The sequence below is a fragment of the Psychrobacillus sp. FSL K6-1464 genome (genome assembly GCF_038003145.1).
Classification (GTDB): Bacteria; Bacillota; Bacilli; order Bacillales_A; family Planococcaceae; genus Psychrobacillus; species Psychrobacillus psychrotolerans.
On record NZ_JBBOOP010000001.1, the window covers coordinates 1818967 to 1838514 of the forward strand.

Below are 19548 nucleotides of genomic sequence, written 5' to 3' on the forward strand. Positions count from 1 at the left end.
TTAGTTATCTTCTTTTGGTTGCTTCCAAACGCGAACTAAATCGCCATCTTTTTCTGTATCAATTACAAACGAACCATTTGAATATCTATCGGATGGACGGTATGCATTTACTAGTATCGTTTCCTGACCTTTTTCTGTTTCTATAATCAGTTGGTCATTTTTTTCCACTAATAGTACGTCGAATACACGATGAGGATTCGTTTTTAACTCTCTTAACGTAAGTATACCTCGCTTAGCTCTTACACCAGCTTCGATTTCATTTAAAGCCATCTTTTTAATAGCACCTCTAGTGGTGATTAACAAGATATCTTCTTTGTTTTGTGTAGAAATCGGGTTGACACTAACAACATAATCTTCGTCTTTTAGATTAATCGCTTTAACTCCACCAGTTTTCACACCAGTGATGGGCACTTCGTCTAGAGAGAAGCGAACAGAATAACTAGCATACGTCGTGATTAACACATCGTCAGAAGGAGCAACGAGTTCTGCCATGATTAGTTCATCATTTTTCTTTAAGTTGATCGTCTTGATCGGTCTTGCGTATCGTTGTACAACATAATCGGAAAGTAATGAACGTTTAATTTGTCCATCTTTCGTGGCTGTTAAAACGCTCAAATCCAGGTCGAATGATTCGATTCCCATTACTTTGATAATTCTTTCCTGTGAATCCAGTGGTACAATACTCGAAATATGCTGACCTAGATCTTTCCAACGTATATCCGGCAATTCATGTACTGGTTGGTAAATATAATTCCCTTTAGAAGTAAATATTAGTAGATGATTTTGCATATTGATAGGTGCTTTATACAGTAAATAATCCGAATCCTTAATCGCAAAATCCTGTCCATTGGAGGCTGTGTAGGAACGTGTACTTGTCCGTTTAATATAGCCGTCCTTCGTTACAGTTACATATACTTCCTCGCTAGGAATAAGAACATCTAACGTTACCTTAATCTCTTCAATCTCATCTTCTAATACTGATTTGCGGGGCTCTGCAAATTGTTTTCTCACTGCTAAAAGTTCTTTTTTAATCACTTTTAATAGTGCAGTTTCCTTTGCCAATATATTCTCTAACTCTTTTACTAATTTATTGAGTGTTTCTTCTTCATTTTGAAGCTCCGTAATATCTGTATTAGTTAAACGATATAGTTGCAACGAAACAATTGCTTCTGCTTGTGCTTCGGAAAATTCAAACAAAGAAATTAAATTGTTTTTAGCATCCCTTTTATCTTTTGAAGCTCTGATTGCTTTGATCACTTCATCAAGAATAGAGAGAGCTTTCATAAGGCCGGCTACTATATGTAATCGATCTTGTGCTTTTTTCAAATCAAAAATCGTTCTTCGAGTGACAACTTCTTTCTGATGGCCAATGTACGAATCTAAAAGTAATGGAAGAGTCATCATCGTCGGTCTACGATTATGAATAGCAATCATATTAAAATTATAAGCCACTTGTAGATCCGTGTTTTTTAATAAATATTGTAGAATACCATGAGCATCTACTTCTTTTTTCATTTCAATGACAATACGTAGACCTGTACGGTCAGATTCGTCTCGAACTTCTGCAATTCCTTCAAGACGTCGATCATGTCTTTGTTCATCAATTTTCTTGACTAGATTTGCTTTGTTCACTTCAAAAGGAATCTCGGTAATGACAATTTGTTGCTTTCCACCTTTTATCGTTTCAATTTCCGTCTTGGAACGAATGATAATTTTTCCTTTACCGGTTTCATACGCTTTTTTTATACCTTCTACACCTTGAATAATCCCACCAGTCGGGAAATCAGGACCTTTGATAACGGTCATTAACTCGTCCACAGTGGCAGCTGGATTTTCCATTCTCATCAGTACGGCATCTAGTGCTTCATGGAGTGCATGAGGTGGGATATCAGTGGCATAGCCTGCTGAAATACCTGTAGATCCATTGACGATTAAATTTGGAAATCTAGCTGGTAATACTACTGGCTCTGAATCTGAATCATCAAAGTTTGGAATATAGTCTACTGTGTTTTTATTGATATCGCGTAGAAGTTCATGGGAAATAGCAGAAAGTCGAGCTTCTGTATAACGCATTGCAGCTGGCGGATCTCCGTCCACCGAACCGTTGTTACCATGCATTTCAACGGTCATATGGCGCAGCTTCCAATCTTGACTCATACGCACCATTGCCTCATAAACGGAACTATCTCCATGCGGATGATAGTTACCAATTACATTACCAACAGTTTTAGCTGATTTTCGGAATGGTTTATCGTTTGTATTGCCTTCTTGGAACATGGCAAATAGGATACGGCGTTGAACTGGTTTAAGACCATCTCTAGCATCAGGTAGTGCACGATCTTGGATGATGTATTTGCTATAACGACCAAACCGATCACCGATCACCTCTTCTAATGGCAAATTTTGATAACGTTCGGTTTGTGTCATGCTAAGTCATCCTCCGTGTGTAATCTGTCGTTTTCTAATATATTTGAGTCCTCTTCTAAGCCGAAGTTTACGTTGGCTTCTATCCATTTACGACGTGGTTCTACTTTGTCTCCCATAAGTGTGGTCACATGTCTTTCTGCACGTGCACCATCTTCTATAGTCACTCTAATAAGTGTTCTAGTTTCAGGATTCATCGTAGTATCCCATAATTGGTCAGCATTCATTTCCCCAAGACCTTTATAGCGTTGGAGTATGTACCCTTTTCCAATTCGTCCGGAAGCAGCTTCTAATTCCTTTTCTGTCCATGCATATTCAGAAACTTCTTTTTTTCCTACACCTTTATAAATTTTATAAAGCGGAGGTAAAGCGATATATATATTACCATTTTCAATTAAAGGTTTCATATAGCGATAGAAGAATGTTAATAGTAGTACTTGAATATGTGCACCGTCCGTATCAGCATCCGTCATGATAACGATTTTGTCGTATGCAATATCCGCTATTTGGAATTCTGCTCCTACCCCACCACCAATAGCATGAATAATCGTTGCAATTTCAACATTTTTCATAATATCCGCGAGGTTTGCTTTTTCTGTATTTATAACTTTACCACGTAGTGGAAGGATTGCTTGGAACGTGCGATCTCTACCTTGTTTAGCAGATCCTCCTGCTGAATCTCCTTCGACTAAATATAGTTCATTTCTCGCAGCATTTCTCGATTGAGCTGGAGTTAGCTTCCCAGATAACAATTCAGATGGTTTACGTTTTTTCCCGTTACGAGCATCTTCACGAGCTTTTCTCGCGGCTTCACGAGCTTGCTGCGCACGAAGTGCTTTTCTTATTAGAGAAGAAGCTAACTCTGAGTTTTCTTCTAAAGTATATTGCAATTTCTCAGAAATAACCGAATCTACAGCGCTTCTAGCCTCGCTTGTACCCAGTTTTCCTTTCGTTTGTCCTTCGAATTGTAATATATTCTCTGGAATTCGAATAGAAATAATGGCAGATATACCTTCTCTAATATCGGAGCCTTCTAAGTTTTTGGCTTTTTCTTTTAAAAGATTGGTTTTACGAGCATATTCGTTAAAGACACGCGTTAAAGCTGCTTTAGCGCCCGTTTCATGCGTACCACCATCACGTGTACGAACGTTATTTACGAAAGACAGAATCGTTTCCGAATATCCGTCGTTAAACTGAAAAGCAAATTCAACTTCAATTTCATCTTGTATGCCTTCCATGTAAAACACAGGGTGCAAGACGTCTTTTTCCTCATTAAGATAAGAAACGAATGCTTCTATACCTGTTTCATAGAAGAATATGTCGTGTGCTTCTGTCCGCTCATCTTTTAATTCAATTTTTAATCCTTTTAACAGAAAGGCTGATTCTCTCAATCTCTCACATAAAGTTTCGTAATTGTATTTAACTACGGAGAAGATAGATTCATCCGGTAAAAAACGAACAGACGTCCCGGTTTCTTTTGTTGTTCCAATTTGTTTTAACGATTGAACAACTTTTCCGCCATCTTCAAATCTCTGGTGGAATTTTTTGCCGTCGCGATGAATTTCCACATCCACATAGCTAGATAGCGCATTTACAACCGATGCACCTACACCATGAAGACCACCACTTGTTTTATAACCACCTTGTCCAAATTTACCACCAGCATGTAAAACAGTAAAAATAACTTCGGCAGTTGGTATTCCTGTTTTATGTGTACCAGTAGGCATCCCCCGACCAAAATCACGGACAGTAATACTTTGATCCGCATGAATAGTCACGAGGATATGATTACCAAAACCGGCAAGGCTTTCATCTACTGCATTATCTACGATTTCATATACTAAATGATGCAAACCTCTTGCATCTGTTGAACCAATATACATACCCGGTCTTTTACGAACGGCTTCTAAGCCTTCTAAGACCTGAATATCATCATCACTATAACTATTTACTGCTCCAACTTTACTCAAATACTTTCCCTCCAAAACAAAACATCTGTTCTTTACTCTTCCTTTAGCCTACAAATGGATACTCATTATGTCAATTTTTTCAGTAGTTAATGCCAGAATTTAATTGTAAGGAAAGATGTATTAGATTGCAAACTCCCTTTTAAAGCATTCTAGATATTGTTACTGTATTCCTTCTTGACTTAAAGAAATGGAGAATAAAAAACTGGAGTTAGCACATCGGCTACTCCATTTGCTCCTCTTTTGACAAAGTGAAACTTCCATTGATTATAACCTAATAATACTAGTAAAACGGATTTTATGTAAGTTTAGTTCTTTTATCTTCTCAATTGTATCACGACTAAATAAAATATTTGAAAAACCTTTCTCTCAAGAGCATTGAATACTTATAAATATACATGGTACACTTAAAAAAGATAAATATAATTTTAGATTCATAACAAAGGAGTATACTATGATCATAATTCTTTTACTCTTACTCGCTTATCTAATAGGTTCACTTCCCTCTGGACTATGGGTTGGAAAACTATTCTATAATATCGATATACGAGAGCATGGTAGTGGAAATTTAGGCGGTACAAACACATTTAGAACACTAGGAAAAAAAGCGGGCTTAGTTGTTACGATTTTGGATATTCTAAAAGGGACTGCAGCAACTCTGCTAGGTTCTTTGGCTATATTCGAAACGGTAAATGTTCATCCGTTAATCCTAGGTGTTATAGCAGTAGTAGGTCATATGTTCCCGATCTTTGCAGGATTTAAAGGTGGAAAAGCAGTAGCAACTTCTGGTGGGCTATTGCTAGGGTATAATTGGCCAATCTTTGTCATATTAGTAATAGGATTTTTTATCATTTTAAAAATGACAAAAATGGTATCTCTCACTTCCATGATTTTAGCGATAATTGCTGTAGTGTACAGTGTCATTTATTACTTTACGGTAGATAAGGACTGGCCACTTGTAGTAATTGTCCTATTGCTGGCAACATTCATATTTTATCGTCACCGTACAAATATTAAACGCATTAAAGCTGGTACCGAACCAAAAGTGTCTTGGATCTAATCTGATGAAAGTATGGTGGTACGTATGAAAATACTTATTTCTTCCGATGCAATGCATTGGTTTCACAAGGAAATGGAAGCTGTAAAAGGCGATAACATTCGCTTTTTTGCACGTTACGGAGGATCAAGTCCTATTCATGAAGGCTTTTCTTTAGGGGTTACGAAGGACACACCATTCGAGCCTGCTGTAACCTATAAAAAAGAGGATATCTTGTTTTTTATAGAAGAAACGGATGAATGGTATTTTGATGGACATGATTTGTACGTAGAGCTAGATTCTACTAGGGATGAATTATCCTATGTATACAAAAAAGCGTAATCCACTTAGGATGCGCTTTTTTTATTTGGAGAATTATTTAGTATTTTGTATAATCTGCATTCTATCGGGGATGATAAGCTTGATATTTAAAGACTACTTAGGGAGTTGATATAAATGACAGACCAAAATAAAAGAGCTAAGTCAGACAAAAAAGATCCTTCTACCTTCACTTCTTATGGGGACCCTATCAATGATACGCATCCTTCTCTAAATGATCAGCATACTAAAGCCACTTCTCCTATTGCAAAGAGTACTCAAAATGTGAGCAGCGGAAGGATTAATCCGGACACCAAAAAAGATGATACTTCTGCATATGGTGATCCTATAATAGATAACTCCACTTCCCCCTCGGATGAGGATAATCTAGCCAATTCCACAATTGCTAAATCGACTCAAACTAAAAACGGATTTACTTATTTAGAGTAATCCAATTATCTATATTTTTCTCTTCTTTCCAGCAACAAATAGTCCTTTGACTTGGTAATAGAGATAGTGTTGTTAATAGCAAACTTTTCTAATTGGGTTGTTACATCATTGGGGGTAAACTGTACAATTCTTATATTAAATCCTTTATGCAGTTTAAGTGTTGCTCCTTTAGTCGCCCACCCATAGCGTTTAAAGACAACTTTATTTATATCGGTTGGAGACAAATTCCTTTGAAAAACTGTAAAACGAAAAATTATGGTCTGATAATTCAAGTTATCTTGGTTAATAATGAATTCAGTCTTTATAAAGAAGCTAATAACACCAAAAAGCAGGAGAAAAATGGACCAGAATATAGATACTCCAGATTCACCAATACTTAAGAAAAAAAAGAACATTCCATAGGCTAAAACCAGAAATATTGGGCTTTTTGCTGTTACTAACTTGTAAACCATTTATTACTCCTCCCCCTAATATCCAGACTTTTCATTTAATTATAACTGAATTACAAATAAAAACAGCTAGAGATTTCAATAATCTCTAGCTGTTTTTACGAATTTCTATTAAATCTCTCTAACTGCTCCAACAATCCCTCTTTTACCATGATATCCATCTCGTGTTTACCAAATAAATCAAAGTGAGGAAAAGCTTCTTTATAGTCGATCCATTCGGCCTTTAAGCCGTATTTCTTACCCCATTCAATTAGCCTGGGCACATCACTGCAGCCGACTTTGGTGACCGTGTTACAACCAGGAAATCGTTCATCAATCCAATAATGCGTTAAGAAAGCTATATTCCCCTCCAGGACATCTCGTTTCCATTCATTTAACTCATGACGTTTAATACCAAATGCCATTAAGCATTCTCCTTGGCTATTTCTACATATTTTGCATCCCATGCCGCATGAACTCGTTTCAGAGATACGGGTCGGAAGTTGTCTTTCTTCACTATTACATGCTCAGATGTTGCGTTTGAAGCAACTGTACCGTCTTCATGTATAATTTCATAACCATAGGTTGTTCGTAGCTTACTATGTTTTTCAATCCAGGTTCTAATCACTACAGTCTCCCCGTACTTCACAGGAGTTTTATAGTTTACATTCACATTTGTTACCGGCGAAAGGTATCCATCTTGCTCTAGTCCCGCATAGGAGAATCCTAAGTCTTTGATTAGTTGGGTTCTTCCTATTTCTAACCAAATAACATAATTCGCATGATATACTACACCCATTTGATCGGTTTCAGCATATCGTACTTCAATTTCTTTTTCACTTAAAAACATTTAAAGTCACCTCAGTGGTAATTATACTAAATAGCTGATAAAAATACTGTTACGCACTACTTTGTAGATAAAAATCATTACTTTCCTAATTTAATTGTATCTAATATTTTTGCTAAATCATTAATTGGCAAGAGGTCATCTGCTGTATAAAACTTATTAAATTCGATTTCTGTAATTTCTGTACCAAGCACATATTCCCCTATGACTAACTCAAGCAAATCAAAAGTTACTTGGTAATAATCATCATTTTCTTCCTCAAACCCTTTAATATATAACTTTAAATAGAACGCTGTATATTCCTGATCATATGTATAGTTGAAAAAGACATCATCACGAGTGAGCATAATATCATTTACTGTTGTTCCATCTTCCCCATCATTTCGTTGCTCAAATGCGATGATTGTAAACTTTTCCATTGTGGGAGCAGCATCTACTAGCCGAATTACATCAGGAAAGTTTTTTCCAATAGATGAAGCTTTAATAGTAAATTCTCTTTTCCCATTGATCAATGCGACAGGGGTAGAAAAAGTTAGTTGATTGTTTACTTTATTTATTAATCTATATAAATCTCCGTATATTTTCTCTATGTCATCCTCCCTTAAATTATAAAGTTTTTTCTCATGATCGATAAAGTACTGCCAAAACTTCTCAATTGGATCTTTCTTTTTAAACAAATTACCAAACATTCATAACCCCTCCTTCAGTTCTTTAAGTATAAACTAAATTTCTTACCTTGTTTAATGTGTAAAAGCACAATCGGTTGTAAGGTATTGCGTTAGATGTGAGATGAAGAATTCCCTATAAAAAGAAAAAGAGACTATATCCTAAGAAGGAATAGTCTCTTTTAAGGTAATTCTTATGCTTCTAACATTTTGTTACGTAATACCATTTGTAGGATACCACCATGACGGTAGTAGTCTACTTCTACTTCTGAATCGAAACGAGCAAGTACGTTGAATACTTTTTCAGTTCCGTCTTCAGCTTTAGCTGTAACTTGTAAAATATCACGAGGTTTAACACCTTCTGCAATATTAATACTGATTTCTTCTTTACCAGTTAAGCCTAATGACTCAACGTTTTCTCCTGGTAAGAAGTTAAGTGGTAATACACCCATCATAACTAGGTTAGAACGGTGAATACGCTCAAAGCTTTCTGTAATAACAGCTTTAATGCCTAATAGGTTTGTTCCTTTAGCAGCCCAGTCACGAGAAGATCCCATACCGTAATCTTTTCCACCAAGAACTACTAAACCAGTATTCGTTTCTTGATACTTCATAGCTGCATCATAGATAGGCATAATTTCGCCTGTTGGCCAGTAAGTTGTATATCCACCTTCTGTACCTGGAGCTACTTGGTTACGAATACGTATGTTTGCAAATGTACCACGCATCATTACTTCATGGTTACCACGACGTGAACCGTATGAGTTAAAGTCGCGTATTTCAACCCCATTTTCGCGCAAGTATTTACCTGCTGGAGTATCTTTACCAATTGCACCAGCTGGTGAAATATGGTCTGTTGTAATCGAATCCCCAAATTTAGCTACTACGCGCATTTTATCTAGTGATTGGATAGCACCAGGCTCTTTAGATAATCCTTGGAAGAATGGTGGGTTTTGAATGTATGTTGACTTGTCATTAAATGAATATAAAGATTCAGTTGACGTTTCAATAGCATTCCAAGCTTCGTTCTCATCAAATACACGTGCATATTCTTTTTGGAATAATTCACGAGTAACAACCGTTGAAAGTACTTCATTTACTTCTTCTGTTGACGGCCAGATATCAGCAAAGAATACTTCGTTGCCATCTTTGTCCGTACCGAATGAATCTTTTTCAAGGTCGATATCTACAGTTCCAGCAAGTGCATAAGCTACTACCAATGGTGGTGAAGCTAAATAGTTTGCTTTCACAAGTGGATGTACACGACCTTCAAAGTTACGGTTACCAGAAAGAACAGACGTTACGAAAAGATCTTCGTCAATAATTGCTTTTTCAATTTCAGGTAATAATGGTCCTGAGTTACCGATACAAGTTGTACAACCGTATCCAACTGTATTGAATCCGATTTTGTCAAGGAACACGTTTAGACCAGAATCCTCTAAATAACCAGTAACTACTTTAGATCCTGGAGCTAGAGAAGTTTTAACGTAAGCTGGAACTGTAAGTCCTTTTTCTACTGCTTTTTTAGCAACTAAACCAGCAGCTAACATTACATATGGGTTAGATGTATTTGTACAAGAAGTGATTGCAGCAATTGCTACAGCCCCTGTTGGAATTTCTACATCACCTTCTGCAAATTTAGCAGTAGCTGTTTTGTCAAATTCTTTTTCAGATAGACCGAAACCTTGTGTGCCTTGTGGAGCAACAACTGACTCACGGTAACGAACTTTCATATCTGTAAGTGGAATTAAATCTTGTGGACGTTTTGGTCCAGAAAGGTTTGCTACGATATCTCCAAGATCGATCTCTACAACGTCTGTATAAACAGGTTCTAGAGTTGGATCAAAGAACATATCATTTGCTTTTAAGTAAGCTTCTACTACAGCAATATGCTCTTCATCACGTCCCGTTAGACGTAAATAGTTGATAGATTCTTCATCAATTGCAAAGTAACCACATGTAGCACCATATTCAGGAGCCATGTTCGCAATTGTTGCACGGTCAGCTAAAGGTAATTTAGATACACCTGGTCCGAAGAACTCAACAAATTTACCTACAACACCTTTTTGACGTAATACTTGCGTCACTTTAAGTGCTAAATCAGTTGCAGTAGTTCCGTTTGGAAGGTCTCCAACTAATTTAACGCCGATTACTTCGGGAATTGGGAAGTATGAAGGTTGACCAAGCATTCCTGCTTCCGCTTCAATACCACCTACACCCCATCCAAGTACGCCAAGACCATTGATCATTGTTGTATGGGAGTCAGTACCTACTACTGAATCTGGGAAGGTTTCCAAAGTGCCATCAGTACCTTCGTTAACATGTACGATTGGTGCTAGGTACTCTAAGTTAACTTGGTGAACGATACCAGTTGCTGGAGGTACAGCACGGAAATTATCATATGAAGTTTGAGCCCATTTCAAGAAGTTGTAACGCTCTGCATTACGCTCAAATTCAAGATCCATATTAGCTTGTAAAGCTGATGCAGTACCGTATTTATCTACTTGTACCGAGTGATCGATTACAAGATCTACTGGAATAGCAGGGTTGATTTTGTCTGGATTTCCACCCATTTCATTCATCGCTGAACGAAGTGATGCTAAATCTACAACTACTGGTACTCCTGTGAAATCTTGAAGTACAACGCGTGAAGGTTTAAAAGGTACTTCTGCTTCTGTATTAGCATCTTTACCCCATTTTGCTAATTGGTTTACATGATCTTCTTTAATAACATAGCCATCATATTGACGTAAAACAGATTCTAATAATACTTTGATTGAATAAGGAAGGCGTGAAACTTTTGCGATGCCAGCTTCTTCTAGTGCTGCTAAACGATAGTAGTTATACTCTTTACCATTTAGAGAAAACGAAGTACGGCTATTGTGTAAATTACTTTTTGCCATTTGTATTCCTCCTAAGATCTATTGAAAAGTGTTTGTTAAGTGACTTTTCTCCACTACTAATCATACAAGAATATACTTGATAAGTAAATTAGATTAAAATTATTATAAGTCATAACTATTATTAATGACCTTTTATTTTTTCAATAGTCTTTTCTAATTGCTTTGCATGTCTTTTTTCATGTAAACCCGTAAATTCAAACCACTGTATGAGTGGAACTTGTCCAAAAATAGGGTGTTTTAATGATTTTTCTTCTAATACAGTAGAATTGTTCGATTTATAGAGAGCTAGTAGTTCCATTCTCACTTGATGTAGCTGCGATTTCATTTCTTCTGTCCTTTTATAGTCACTGGACGGAACTGTATAAGATGGAGCCTTCACTTTTACTATTCTTAATGTAGATAGCTTTATTGGTTTTTTCTTTGCTTTAGGGCTTGTCGGGTTTGCAAGCTCTTGTTGTATGCCTGTAATGATGGTTTGTTCCATTTTCACTAAATGATCGACGATTTCTTTAGGAGACCATGAGTCTTTATCCGGTTTTTCGTTAAATTGCTCGTTTGTTAGTGAATCGATTTGTTTGAATAAGTTCTTTCTAATTTCATTAATTTTTTCTATAAACATATAATTCCTCCACTCCCTGCGTTGTACTTTCTTTATACCCATTATAAGTGACAAACAAGCAACAATCGTCCGTTATTTTCTTTTTCCTTAAAATATGCGACAATACACTATTGAAAGGAAGTTTAAATAATGATTGAAATGAAAACCAAGAAAACAATGAATCCAATGAATGATCCATGGGAAGCATATCGAGACATGGAGCAGTTTGGAAAGCTAACTTTAAGTAATATTGAATTTACGACAACTACTTTATGTAATATGCGCTGTGCCCATTGCGCAGTAGGATATACATTACAAACGAAAGATCCCGAAGCAATTCCAATAGAACTAATCCTCCAACGTTTAGAAGAAATCCCCCACTTAAAAACGATAAGCATCACTGGTGGAGAACCTATGCTGTCTAAAAAGTCCATTAATAATTATGTCCTTCCTCTATTAAAGTATGCTCATAGTAGAGGTGTTCGTACGCAGATGAATTCAAATCTTACGCTGGAGCCTGAACGTTACTTAATGATTGCGCCTTTCTTAGATGTATTACATATTTCTCATAACTGGGGAACCGTAGATGAATTTGTCGAAACTGGATTTGCCATGATGGAGAGAAAACCTTCCTATGAACAGCGAGCTAAACTTTTTCAACGAATGATTGACAATAGTCGTATGCTTTCAGAAGCGGGAGTGATGGTTTCAGCAGAAACGATGTTGAACAAAAAAACTCTTCCCTATCTAGAGCATATACATAAACAAGTAGTAGAAGAGATGAAATGTGCACGGCACGAAATACATCCTATGTACCCATCCGACTTCGCCAGTGCGTTAACTACCTTAACTTTAGAAGAAACGCATGAAGCAATTGAACAGATTTTAGATTTCCGTGATGACAATGTGTGGATGTTATTTGGAACCTTACCATTTTATCCATGTAGCCAAAATGATAAAAGTATTCAGCTTTTAGAGAGACTGCGTCATTCAAAAAATGTTTCCACTAGAAATGATCCTGATGGTCGTTCCCGTTTGAATGTAAGCATATTTACTGGCGAGGTGATTGTCACTGATTTTGGAGACGCACCAGCTTTAGGGAATATTCAAACGGATACGCTTCCTGATATTTTTGAGAAATGGCTTGCTTCGCCTCTTTCTAAATCACTCAATTGCCATTGTCCAGCTGTAAAATGCTTAGGGCCAAATATTTTAGTGAAGAATATGTATTATAAAGATGAACAGTTTATGAGTGGATCTGTTAAATAAGAAAATGCCTTGCATGTTTTTCAACATGCAAGGCATTTTTTGATAAATTTAGTTCATACTACTATAGAGTACATTGTAAAGGGCAGCTGCAAACTGCCCTTTACATAAGTTTAATGGATGAAGAAAAAGTCAATGGTTAAGTTTAAAATTATGATTGTATGGAGAATTGCAATGACTACTCCTTGCTTGTTTAATCTTTTGTTTAATCGAATATCCATGATCTCCACTCCTTTTTTACATTATAATGCAAAATCCTTTAGAACGCAAAACATTTTGAAAATTTGAATTACTTTTTTTAAGGACTTAATTTGTAAAAATGTTGAATTTGTAAAAGCGTTACATGCATCTGGATATCTTGATATCACTGACTTTTAAGGCACTTCTAACATCCATATGCAGTATTATAAATAAAAATAATAAACTTAGGTTTATTAGTTGTGTAGGATGGATATATAAAGAGTGTGAAGCAATAATACATTCATAAGGAGATGGAAAAGATGGGATTCATTTTATACTTAATAATCGGTGGTATCATCGGTTGGTTAGCAGGACTTATTTTAGGTAAAGATATACCAGGAGGAATTATTGGTAACATCATCGCAGGTATCATTGGTGCATGGATCGGTGGATTAATATTCCCTGACATGGGTCCAGTTATCTGGGATATGGCAATTATTCCAGCATTAATCGGTGCAATTATTTTAGTACTGATCTTAAGCTTTATTTTAAAAGCTATGCGTAAAGCGTAATAATTAAAAAAAGGAAGTACTCAATTGAGTACTTCCTTTTTTACTGCGAAGAATATGCTGCTGCTTGTAGATCTTTTACTTGACTCTCGTACAAATGATAGAAGTGAAGTACGTCTTCCACATATTTCTCGCTGTGATTATAGTTGAAAACGGCTTTTTCTATCTCCCCATCCGCCGCCCCACTTGCTGCGAGATAATTGGCAGCACTAAATATAGCATCCTCTAGATCATATGGATCTGCTTTCCCATCGTTATTAGCATCTACCCCGTACCCACCGTATTGTTCGATAATCGCTGGACTAATTTTATCTTTTTCCGGGATATCCCCCTTGCCTAGTCCCCCACAGCTTGGATGTGACCAACCAACAAACGTACATGGCATAAATTGCAAATGCCCTTCAGCGCCGGCTGGAGAAAGTAACGGATCCATTGTAGAAAATCTAGTTTCAATCCGATGATGAGCGGCTAATAAAGTCCATGGCACCCCATAATTGTCTTCTGCTTTTTTATACAATTCAATATATTCGGTAGGCACATCCAATTTTGCAGTGCTACTATTAATAATTTCCGCCCATTCTTGTACCACAGGTATTTTCACCAATTGTTGCCAACCTATAATTGCTAGTATATAGATAGTTATCGTAATAGGAAGAAGTAATACGATCATCCAACCCTTTGTTTTATAAGATATTCCCTTTTGTTTCTTCATCTATTTATTCACCTATTCTACTTATATTGCTGTAAAAGACTACTCTAACCATTTTAAAATTAACATTACTATAAAGAGCACATTCATCCAGTATTCCCAACTAACTGATTATTATATAGATTATAACAATAGCACAATATCCCTACAAACAATAGTAAAAATGCGAAGTTTGTCGATATATACAAATAAGAGATTCTTTTGTAGTATGACAATACGGAGGTGAAAAATATGTGGAAAGACTTCAAAGAGTTTGCTTTTAAAGGAAATGTACTAGATTTAGCAATTGCTGTTGTTATTGGAGCAGCATTTGGTAAGATCGTAACATCATTAGTAGAACATATAATTATGCCTACTATTGGTTTATTACTTCCTAGTGGTAAGTTTTCTTCTTTACATTATAAAGAAATTTTATACGGGAATTTCATACAATCCGTTTTTGATTTTATCGTTATTGCTTTTGCTATTTTCATGTTTATTCGATTAATATCTAAATTTAAACGTAAAGAAGATGCTGTAGCTATTACAGAAGAAGCTCCTCCCGTTGACTCGAAAGAGGTATTGTTGGAAGAGATTAGAGATTTGTTAAAAAAGCAAAATAATGCCTAAATAAAAATCAGCCTCTCCATTTGGAAAGGCTGATTTTTATTTTCCATCTTCAATTAATGTTTCCACATCAATGACAATTTCTTCTTTTGGCACTTCTGTATTGCCACTATAATTTTTTACGACTATCCCGTTTTGGTCGACTAAATAGAAAGAAGTTCCATGAATAACTTGGTTTGTATTCGGATCATCTCGAACTAAGGTCTTAAAAGAATCTGCTGCAAAGCCACTAATATGCTCTTGCGTATAGCCAGTTAAAAGTTCCCATTTACTTTCATCTATTACATCATAATTTGCGATATATTCTTGGAGCTTTTCGGGTGTATCCACTTCTGGGTCCACACTAAATGCTACAATTTTGTAATCCTCAATACCCTTTTCACTCAACATCGCTTGAATATCGCTCATATTGTATGTCATTGGAGGACATACAGTTTCACAATCTGTGAAAATAAATGTGGATAACCAGACTGTGCCTTTTAAATCCTCTAAAGAAACAGTTTCCCCACGCTGATTATCATAATCGAACTCGGAAACTTCCCAGTTAGTCTGTGCTTCAAAATTGCCGCTGCTACCGCAGCCAACAAGAACAATTGCCGAAATACATAATAATATAAATAACTTCTTCATTCCTGAGACCTCGCTTTTCTCTTCATACCCTCATCTTAACGAAACAATTTTATACCTTCAACTACATTGTCTTATTTATTCCAACATTTCTGTGAATAAATGCACTAATTTAATGATAACAGGACGTTATTAATCTCCTCTAGTTTTGTTTCTACTCTATGCATCAAATAAAATGATACAAAGATGGGAAAGCCAACATCTTGAATTACACTTAGCCACTGCTCCATATTATTCACACCCATCCATTTTATTCTTTTAAAAAGACTCTCCATTTCTGGAGAGTCTTCAAAAGTTAAATAATTTCGGTTACTGTTCGGTCCACAATCTTGGCACTTTTAATAACCGCCAAAGGAGAACCATCCGATTGAAAAGCATTACTTGAAATAATTGTTTCCATACCTGTTTGCATTTCTGCTTCTGTTAGATTACTTCTCGGTTCATCTACTGTTAATGTAACATTTTTTCCGCGCGCTGTTTCGAACTGTAGTTGTAGTGTTTTACTCATTTTCTCCAGTCTCCTCTCTCATTATTAGATTACCTGCATAGTTTCTACTTTCTCAGCTCCGATGTATGGTCTTTCGGAAAAGGAACTAAGTGTTAATGCAACAGTATCCAGTTGGTCTGCTGTTACATTTGCTCGAACATTACGATAGGTTTTTGACTTTAAAATCATCTTACCTTCTTCAGTTATTCCTCCTTCAAAAATGAGTCTTAATACTGCATGTTTATACTCTAGGTTTGCCATGTCTATCCCCTCCTTTCAATTAGTAGATAGAACTTTTTTAACAGAAAGGATACATGGAGGATGAAATATTTTACGGAACAACTTATACTGAGTATTAGAGAATGAGGTGAATAGTTTGCTAGAAGGTTGGTTTTTATGGTTTATTCTTTTTTGGGTTGTCCTATTAGTGGTACTTATGGGAATTGGCGGCTTCTTTATGTTCCGCAAGTTTGGTAAGTCACTGCCTAAGCAAGATGGGAAATCAGATTTGGATTGGGAAGAATATTATGTAGATCAAACAATCCATCTTTGGAATGATGAGCAAAAGCATCTGCTCAACGAATTAGTTACACCAGTTCCAGATCTATTCAGACCTGTTGCGAAACAAAAAATAGCAGGGAAAATAGGACAGTTGGCTTTAGAAGAAAAAGCTAAATCCATTACGCAAGAGTTATTAATACGCGGATATATCATTGCAACTCCAAAGAGAGATCATAAATTTCTACGTAAAAAGCTTGCCGAGATGGATATTGATGTAACTCCTTATAACAAGTACTTTGAATTGTCTAAAGACAAGCCTACGCAATCAATCCAGAGATAACAAACCTGTAAGTGTTCTTATTGTATAGATATTACTCATATCATTAAATTAGTAGAGAAGAATACGCTCTCAATTAAGGTAGTAATAACCTAGTAAAGTTAGAGCACAAGAAAAGAAACTATTTTGAACAGTATTGTTCAAGATAGTTTCTTTTTATTAACAATAGGTTAAGGACCATTTCTTTGAGCGCTATTTCCCCACCTCCTCCTGGAGGTTCAGTACGTGTTGTAGATTCAAGGAATTTTCCTGTGTCTGAATTGATTTCAGCAGCACTTGTAGAAATTTTGCCAGGAGCTATAAGGGAAATGCATTGGTACCCAAACTCTGACACAGTGGATGGCATTAACTCCTAAAAACATCGTGGAAAGTAATTTAAACATAGGGGAAGAGGTTATGAACTCTCTTCGAAAACAAAAGTGGGAAGTAGTAAGGTTTTCAGGCTATGAGTATAAAGATGATTAAGTAGTTCTTAACATCGAATCCTTCTTTGATATAGAGGGGACTCTAGCTTTATATTCTATATACTCAAAAAAGCGAGCATTCCTAAATTACAGGGTGCTCACTTTTTCGGTTTGATTTTGTATTTTTTTAAATTGCAGGTACATGGCAAGTCTCCATGGAACAATCATACCAAAAGCTAATATCCAAAACATACCACTAAGAGCGCCAATTTCAATAGTTGAGCTTAATAATACTTTACTAATGATGCGTACGATCAACAAGCCAAACAAAATGAATATAAATGCTTTGGATTGTTTTAAATATATTTCTCCGTCTCTACTTTCAAATTTCGATGTCCAAATTAGAAAAATGGAGAAAAGTAATCCTGCCGCAATTGCTTCCAAAAACTCCATTAAGTTAACACGGAAATAAGGAAACACGAACATCAATGCACCAGTGGACATGAACATTGGCGGTAATAATATCTTTTTCACGCTTGCTGGTTGTTTAGCAGATTTTGCACGAACAGTTGTAACAAGAATTCCCATGCCAATGGCTACTACGGTGGAAGCAATAAGCATCATATTTGGAGATATTTTATCTAACATTTGTAATTCCCCATATCTTTTAGTTGTTTAAAGTGATTCATCCATCAGGGGTACTTCGCTTAACAAGGACGGATGTGTAGACCATAAGGGTTTACACAGGCAGTTCTCCCCTGACTCTCGATATGTGTTCTCTTTTTGTCGGGGTATTACAGCCTGATAAACCGGCATGATGTTACTATATATCCGAAGTAACATTATGTAACACATTCACAATTCGATCTGGATCGAAAGGTTTCGTAATGAAGTCTTTTGCTCCAAGTTCCAAAGCATCAACGATTAGTTTTTGTTGCCCTAACGCGGTTACCATTACTATTTTGGCTGCAGGAAATTCCGCAATAATTTCTTTTACAGCTTCTATACCATTCATACCAGGCATTGTGACATCCATCGTTACGACATCTGGCAGAAGCTGCTTATACAGATTTACAGCTTCCTCTCCATTAGCTGCTTCGCCAACAACCTCAAACTGATGATTTTCTAGCATTCTCTTAATCGTTGTGCGCATAAATACCGCATCATCTACTACTAATACTGTTGGCATTGCATAATTCCTCCTGTTAAAATCCAGTGAAGTCTCCAAAAATTGGACTTAATATACGAATAATATACGTTAATCCATCAAAAAATAAAATCAATCCAAGTGCAATCATAATATAACCGCCAACTTTAACGATTAAATTACTATTTTTACGTATCCAGTTAAGTCGCGTTACAAAGAATGACAATACGAAAAATGGAATTGCGAACCCAAATACATAAGCAAGCATATACCACATACCAGCATCAGGATTGGATCCTGCCATTACGATAACGGCAGCTAATATGGGTCCAGTACATGGTGTCCATCCTGCAGCAAATGCCATTCCGATTAAAATAGTACCTATATAACCAGCCGGACGATTTTTAAATTGAACTTTTTTTTCTTTCATTAAAAACTCTGGCTTAAATACGCCTACAATGATTAATCCGAAGATAACAATGAATATTGCTCCAATTTGACGAAGTAAATCATCATATTGGATGAAAAATGTACCTACCAGAGATGTTGCAAACCCTATCGCAACAAAGATGATAGAAAAACCTAGTAAGAAGAATAACGTATGAAGCATTCCTCTTTTTTGCATTAATTTTTTATCTGTTTTTATTTCTTCTAATGACATTCCTGTAATGTATGATAAAAATGCAGGATACAATGGTAGCGTACAAGGAGATATGAAGCTTAAAAACCCTGCACCAAATGCCAATAGAAGGTTTACGTCTGTACTCACGGCAGTCAACCTTTCCGATTTACTGTACCTATCGTATCAAATTTCCTCCTATTTGACCTCATAATTGCTTGTGACAGCTTTTTGACTCTTTTAAACAGAGAAGCTACAGTTCCTTCATAGTGATGAAAATCCATATATAAAATATGCTTTTAAAGATTAGATTATAAGACTTTTTAAGTTTAGCAAATATTCCACCTTTTCGAAAGGCAGGAAAAGTAAATAATTCATAATAAGGAAAAATGAGAAAAAAACTCAGTCATTAAAAGCCACCTCATTTCAATTTTTAAATGAGGTGGCTAATTTTTATATT

Annotated in this window: 23 protein-coding genes and 1 pseudogene; 8 read left to right on the forward strand and 16 right to left on the reverse strand. The window is 36.0% G+C overall.

Annotated features, from left to right (window positions below):
* Together parC and parE are read right to left on the reverse strand one after the other, a co-directional pair.
* Positions 1–2427, reverse strand: a complete 2427-nt coding sequence (gene parC / locus MKX39_RS08915; protein ID WP_093534200.1) for a DNA topoisomerase IV subunit A — start codon at positions 2425–2427, stop codon at positions 1–3.
* Complete coding sequence (parE, locus tag MKX39_RS08920; protein WP_093534198.1) at positions 2424–4394, reverse strand: DNA topoisomerase IV subunit B; 1971 nt, start codon at positions 4392–4394, stop codon at positions 2424–2426. Before parE ends, parC begins: the two co-directional genes overlap by 4 nt.
* A 451-nt stretch (positions 4395–4845) precedes the next feature.
* Between parE and plsY the strand changes: the two genes are divergently transcribed.
* From plsY to MKX39_RS08935, 3 genes are all read left to right on the forward strand, one after another.
* The gene (plsY, locus tag MKX39_RS08925) at positions 4846–5451 is read left to right on the forward strand and encodes a glycerol-3-phosphate 1-O-acyltransferase PlsY (protein ID WP_093534196.1); all 606 of its coding nucleotides are present in this window, start codon (positions 4846–4848) and stop codon (positions 5449–5451) included.
* A 24-nt stretch (positions 5452–5475) separates the two neighbouring features.
* Positions 5476–5769 carry a HesB/YadR/YfhF family protein gene (locus MKX39_RS08930; protein WP_340769221.1) on the forward strand — a complete coding sequence of 98 codons (294 nt, stop codon included), beginning with the start codon at positions 5476–5478 and terminating at the stop codon, positions 5767–5769.
* A gap of 114 nt (positions 5770–5883) precedes the next feature.
* Positions 5884–6195, forward strand: coding sequence for a hypothetical protein (locus MKX39_RS08935; protein WP_340769223.1), 312 nt, complete (start codon positions 5884–5886; stop codon positions 6193–6195).
* A gap of 5 nt (positions 6196–6200) precedes the next feature.
* Here MKX39_RS08935 and MKX39_RS08940 read toward each other — a convergent pair whose 3' ends face one another.
* From MKX39_RS08940 to MKX39_RS08965, 6 genes are all read right to left on the reverse strand, one after another.
* Positions 6201–6647, reverse strand: coding sequence for a hypothetical protein (locus MKX39_RS08940; RefSeq protein WP_340769225.1), 447 nt, complete (start codon positions 6645–6647; stop codon positions 6201–6203).
* A 95-nt stretch (positions 6648–6742) separates the two neighbouring features.
* Positions 6743–7048 (reverse strand): hypothetical protein, encoded by a 306-nt coding sequence (locus tag MKX39_RS08945; RefSeq protein ID WP_093534188.1) that lies wholly within the window; start codon positions 7046–7048, stop codon positions 6743–6745.
* On the reverse strand, positions 7048–7473 hold the full coding sequence (locus MKX39_RS08950; RefSeq protein ID WP_093534186.1) for an acyl-CoA thioesterase: 426 nt from the start codon (positions 7471–7473) through the stop codon (positions 7048–7050). Before MKX39_RS08950 ends, MKX39_RS08945 begins: the two co-directional genes overlap by 1 nt.
* 77 nt (positions 7474–7550) lie before the next feature.
* Positions 7551–8159 carry a hypothetical protein gene (locus MKX39_RS08955; protein ID WP_340769228.1) on the reverse strand — a complete coding sequence of 203 codons (609 nt, stop codon included), beginning with the start codon at positions 8157–8159 and terminating at the stop codon, positions 7551–7553.
* Between the two features lie 170 nt (positions 8160–8329).
* A complete protein-coding gene (gene acnA, locus MKX39_RS08960) occupies positions 8330–11038 on the reverse strand; it encodes an aconitate hydratase AcnA (RefSeq protein WP_093534182.1) in 2709 nt (902 codons plus the stop codon).
* A gap of 121 nt (positions 11039–11159) precedes the next feature.
* A complete protein-coding gene (locus MKX39_RS08965) occupies positions 11160–11657 on the reverse strand; it encodes a DinB family protein (protein WP_340769229.1) in 498 nt (165 codons plus the stop codon).
* A 129-nt stretch (positions 11658–11786) separates the two neighbouring features.
* Between MKX39_RS08965 and yfkAB the strand changes: the two genes are divergently transcribed.
* Entirely contained in the window at positions 11787–12905 is a 1119-nt protein-coding gene (gene yfkAB, locus MKX39_RS08970) for a radical SAM/CxCxxxxC motif protein YfkAB (RefSeq protein WP_419958444.1), read from the forward strand.
* A gap of 497 nt (positions 12906–13402) precedes the next feature.
* Positions 13403–13654 carry a GlsB/YeaQ/YmgE family stress response membrane protein gene (locus MKX39_RS08975; RefSeq protein WP_093534178.1) on the forward strand — a complete coding sequence of 84 codons (252 nt, stop codon included), beginning with the start codon at positions 13403–13405 and terminating at the stop codon, positions 13652–13654.
* Between the two features lie 40 nt (positions 13655–13694).
* Here MKX39_RS08975 and MKX39_RS08980 read toward each other — a convergent pair whose 3' ends face one another.
* A complete protein-coding gene (locus MKX39_RS08980) occupies positions 13695–14363 on the reverse strand; it encodes a lytic transglycosylase domain-containing protein (RefSeq protein WP_340762309.1) in 669 nt (222 codons plus the stop codon).
* Positions 14364–14591: 228 nt separating this feature from the next.
* On the opposite strand from MKX39_RS08980, the gene mscL reads away from it, so the two are divergent.
* Positions 14592–14969, forward strand: a complete 378-nt coding sequence (mscL, locus tag MKX39_RS08985; protein ID WP_093534174.1) for a large conductance mechanosensitive channel protein MscL — start codon at positions 14592–14594, stop codon at positions 14967–14969.
* 36 nt (positions 14970–15005) lie between these two features.
* Here the strand turns inward: mscL and MKX39_RS08990 are convergent, their stop codons facing one another.
* From MKX39_RS08990 to MKX39_RS09005, 4 genes are all read right to left on the reverse strand, one after another.
* The gene (locus tag MKX39_RS08990) at positions 15006–15596 is read right to left on the reverse strand and encodes an SCO family protein (protein ID WP_340769230.1); all 591 of its coding nucleotides are present in this window, start codon (positions 15594–15596) and stop codon (positions 15006–15008) included.
* A 104-nt stretch (positions 15597–15700) separates the two neighbouring features.
* A complete protein-coding gene (locus MKX39_RS08995; protein ID WP_340769231.1) occupies positions 15701–15823 on the reverse strand; it encodes a YvrJ family protein in 123 nt (40 codons plus the stop codon).
* Between the two features lie 65 nt (positions 15824–15888).
* Positions 15889–16101 (reverse strand): DUF2922 domain-containing protein, encoded by a 213-nt coding sequence (locus tag MKX39_RS09000; protein ID WP_093534170.1) that lies wholly within the window; start codon positions 16099–16101, stop codon positions 15889–15891.
* Between the two features lie 24 nt (positions 16102–16125).
* Positions 16126–16341 carry a DUF1659 domain-containing protein gene (locus tag MKX39_RS09005; protein ID WP_093534168.1) on the reverse strand — a complete coding sequence of 72 codons (216 nt, stop codon included), beginning with the start codon at positions 16339–16341 and terminating at the stop codon, positions 16126–16128.
* A gap of 115 nt (positions 16342–16456) precedes the next feature.
* Here MKX39_RS09005 and MKX39_RS09010 point away from each other — a divergent pair, with 115 nt between their 5' ends.
* Together MKX39_RS09010 and MKX39_RS09015 are read left to right on the forward strand one after the other, a co-directional pair.
* Positions 16457–16921, forward strand: coding sequence for a DUF2621 family protein (locus MKX39_RS09010; protein ID WP_340769232.1), 465 nt, complete (start codon positions 16457–16459; stop codon positions 16919–16921).
* Positions 16922–17127: 206 nt separating this feature from the next.
* Positions 17128–17383: pseudogene (locus MKX39_RS09015) on the forward strand (cupin domain-containing protein); the annotation flags it as partial.
* 86 nt (positions 17384–17469) lie between these two features.
* Here the strand turns inward: MKX39_RS09015 and MKX39_RS09020 are convergent.
* The 3 genes from MKX39_RS09020 to MKX39_RS09030 all read right to left on the reverse strand — a co-directional run bounded on the left by MKX39_RS09020 (position 17470) and on the right by MKX39_RS09030 (position 19238).
* Positions 17470–17970 carry a CcdC family protein gene (locus tag MKX39_RS09020; RefSeq protein WP_340769233.1) on the reverse strand — a complete coding sequence of 167 codons (501 nt, stop codon included), beginning with the start codon at positions 17968–17970 and terminating at the stop codon, positions 17470–17472.
* Positions 17971–18145: 175 nt separating this feature from the next.
* Positions 18146–18511 carry a response regulator gene (locus MKX39_RS09025; RefSeq protein ID WP_093534162.1) on the reverse strand — a complete coding sequence of 122 codons (366 nt, stop codon included), beginning with the start codon at positions 18509–18511 and terminating at the stop codon, positions 18146–18148.
* A 16-nt stretch (positions 18512–18527) separates the two neighbouring features.
* Positions 18528–19238, reverse strand: a complete 711-nt coding sequence (locus MKX39_RS09030) for a cytochrome c biogenesis CcdA family protein (RefSeq protein ID WP_340769235.1) — start codon at positions 19236–19238, stop codon at positions 18528–18530.
* Positions 19239–19548 lie beyond the last annotated feature (310 nt).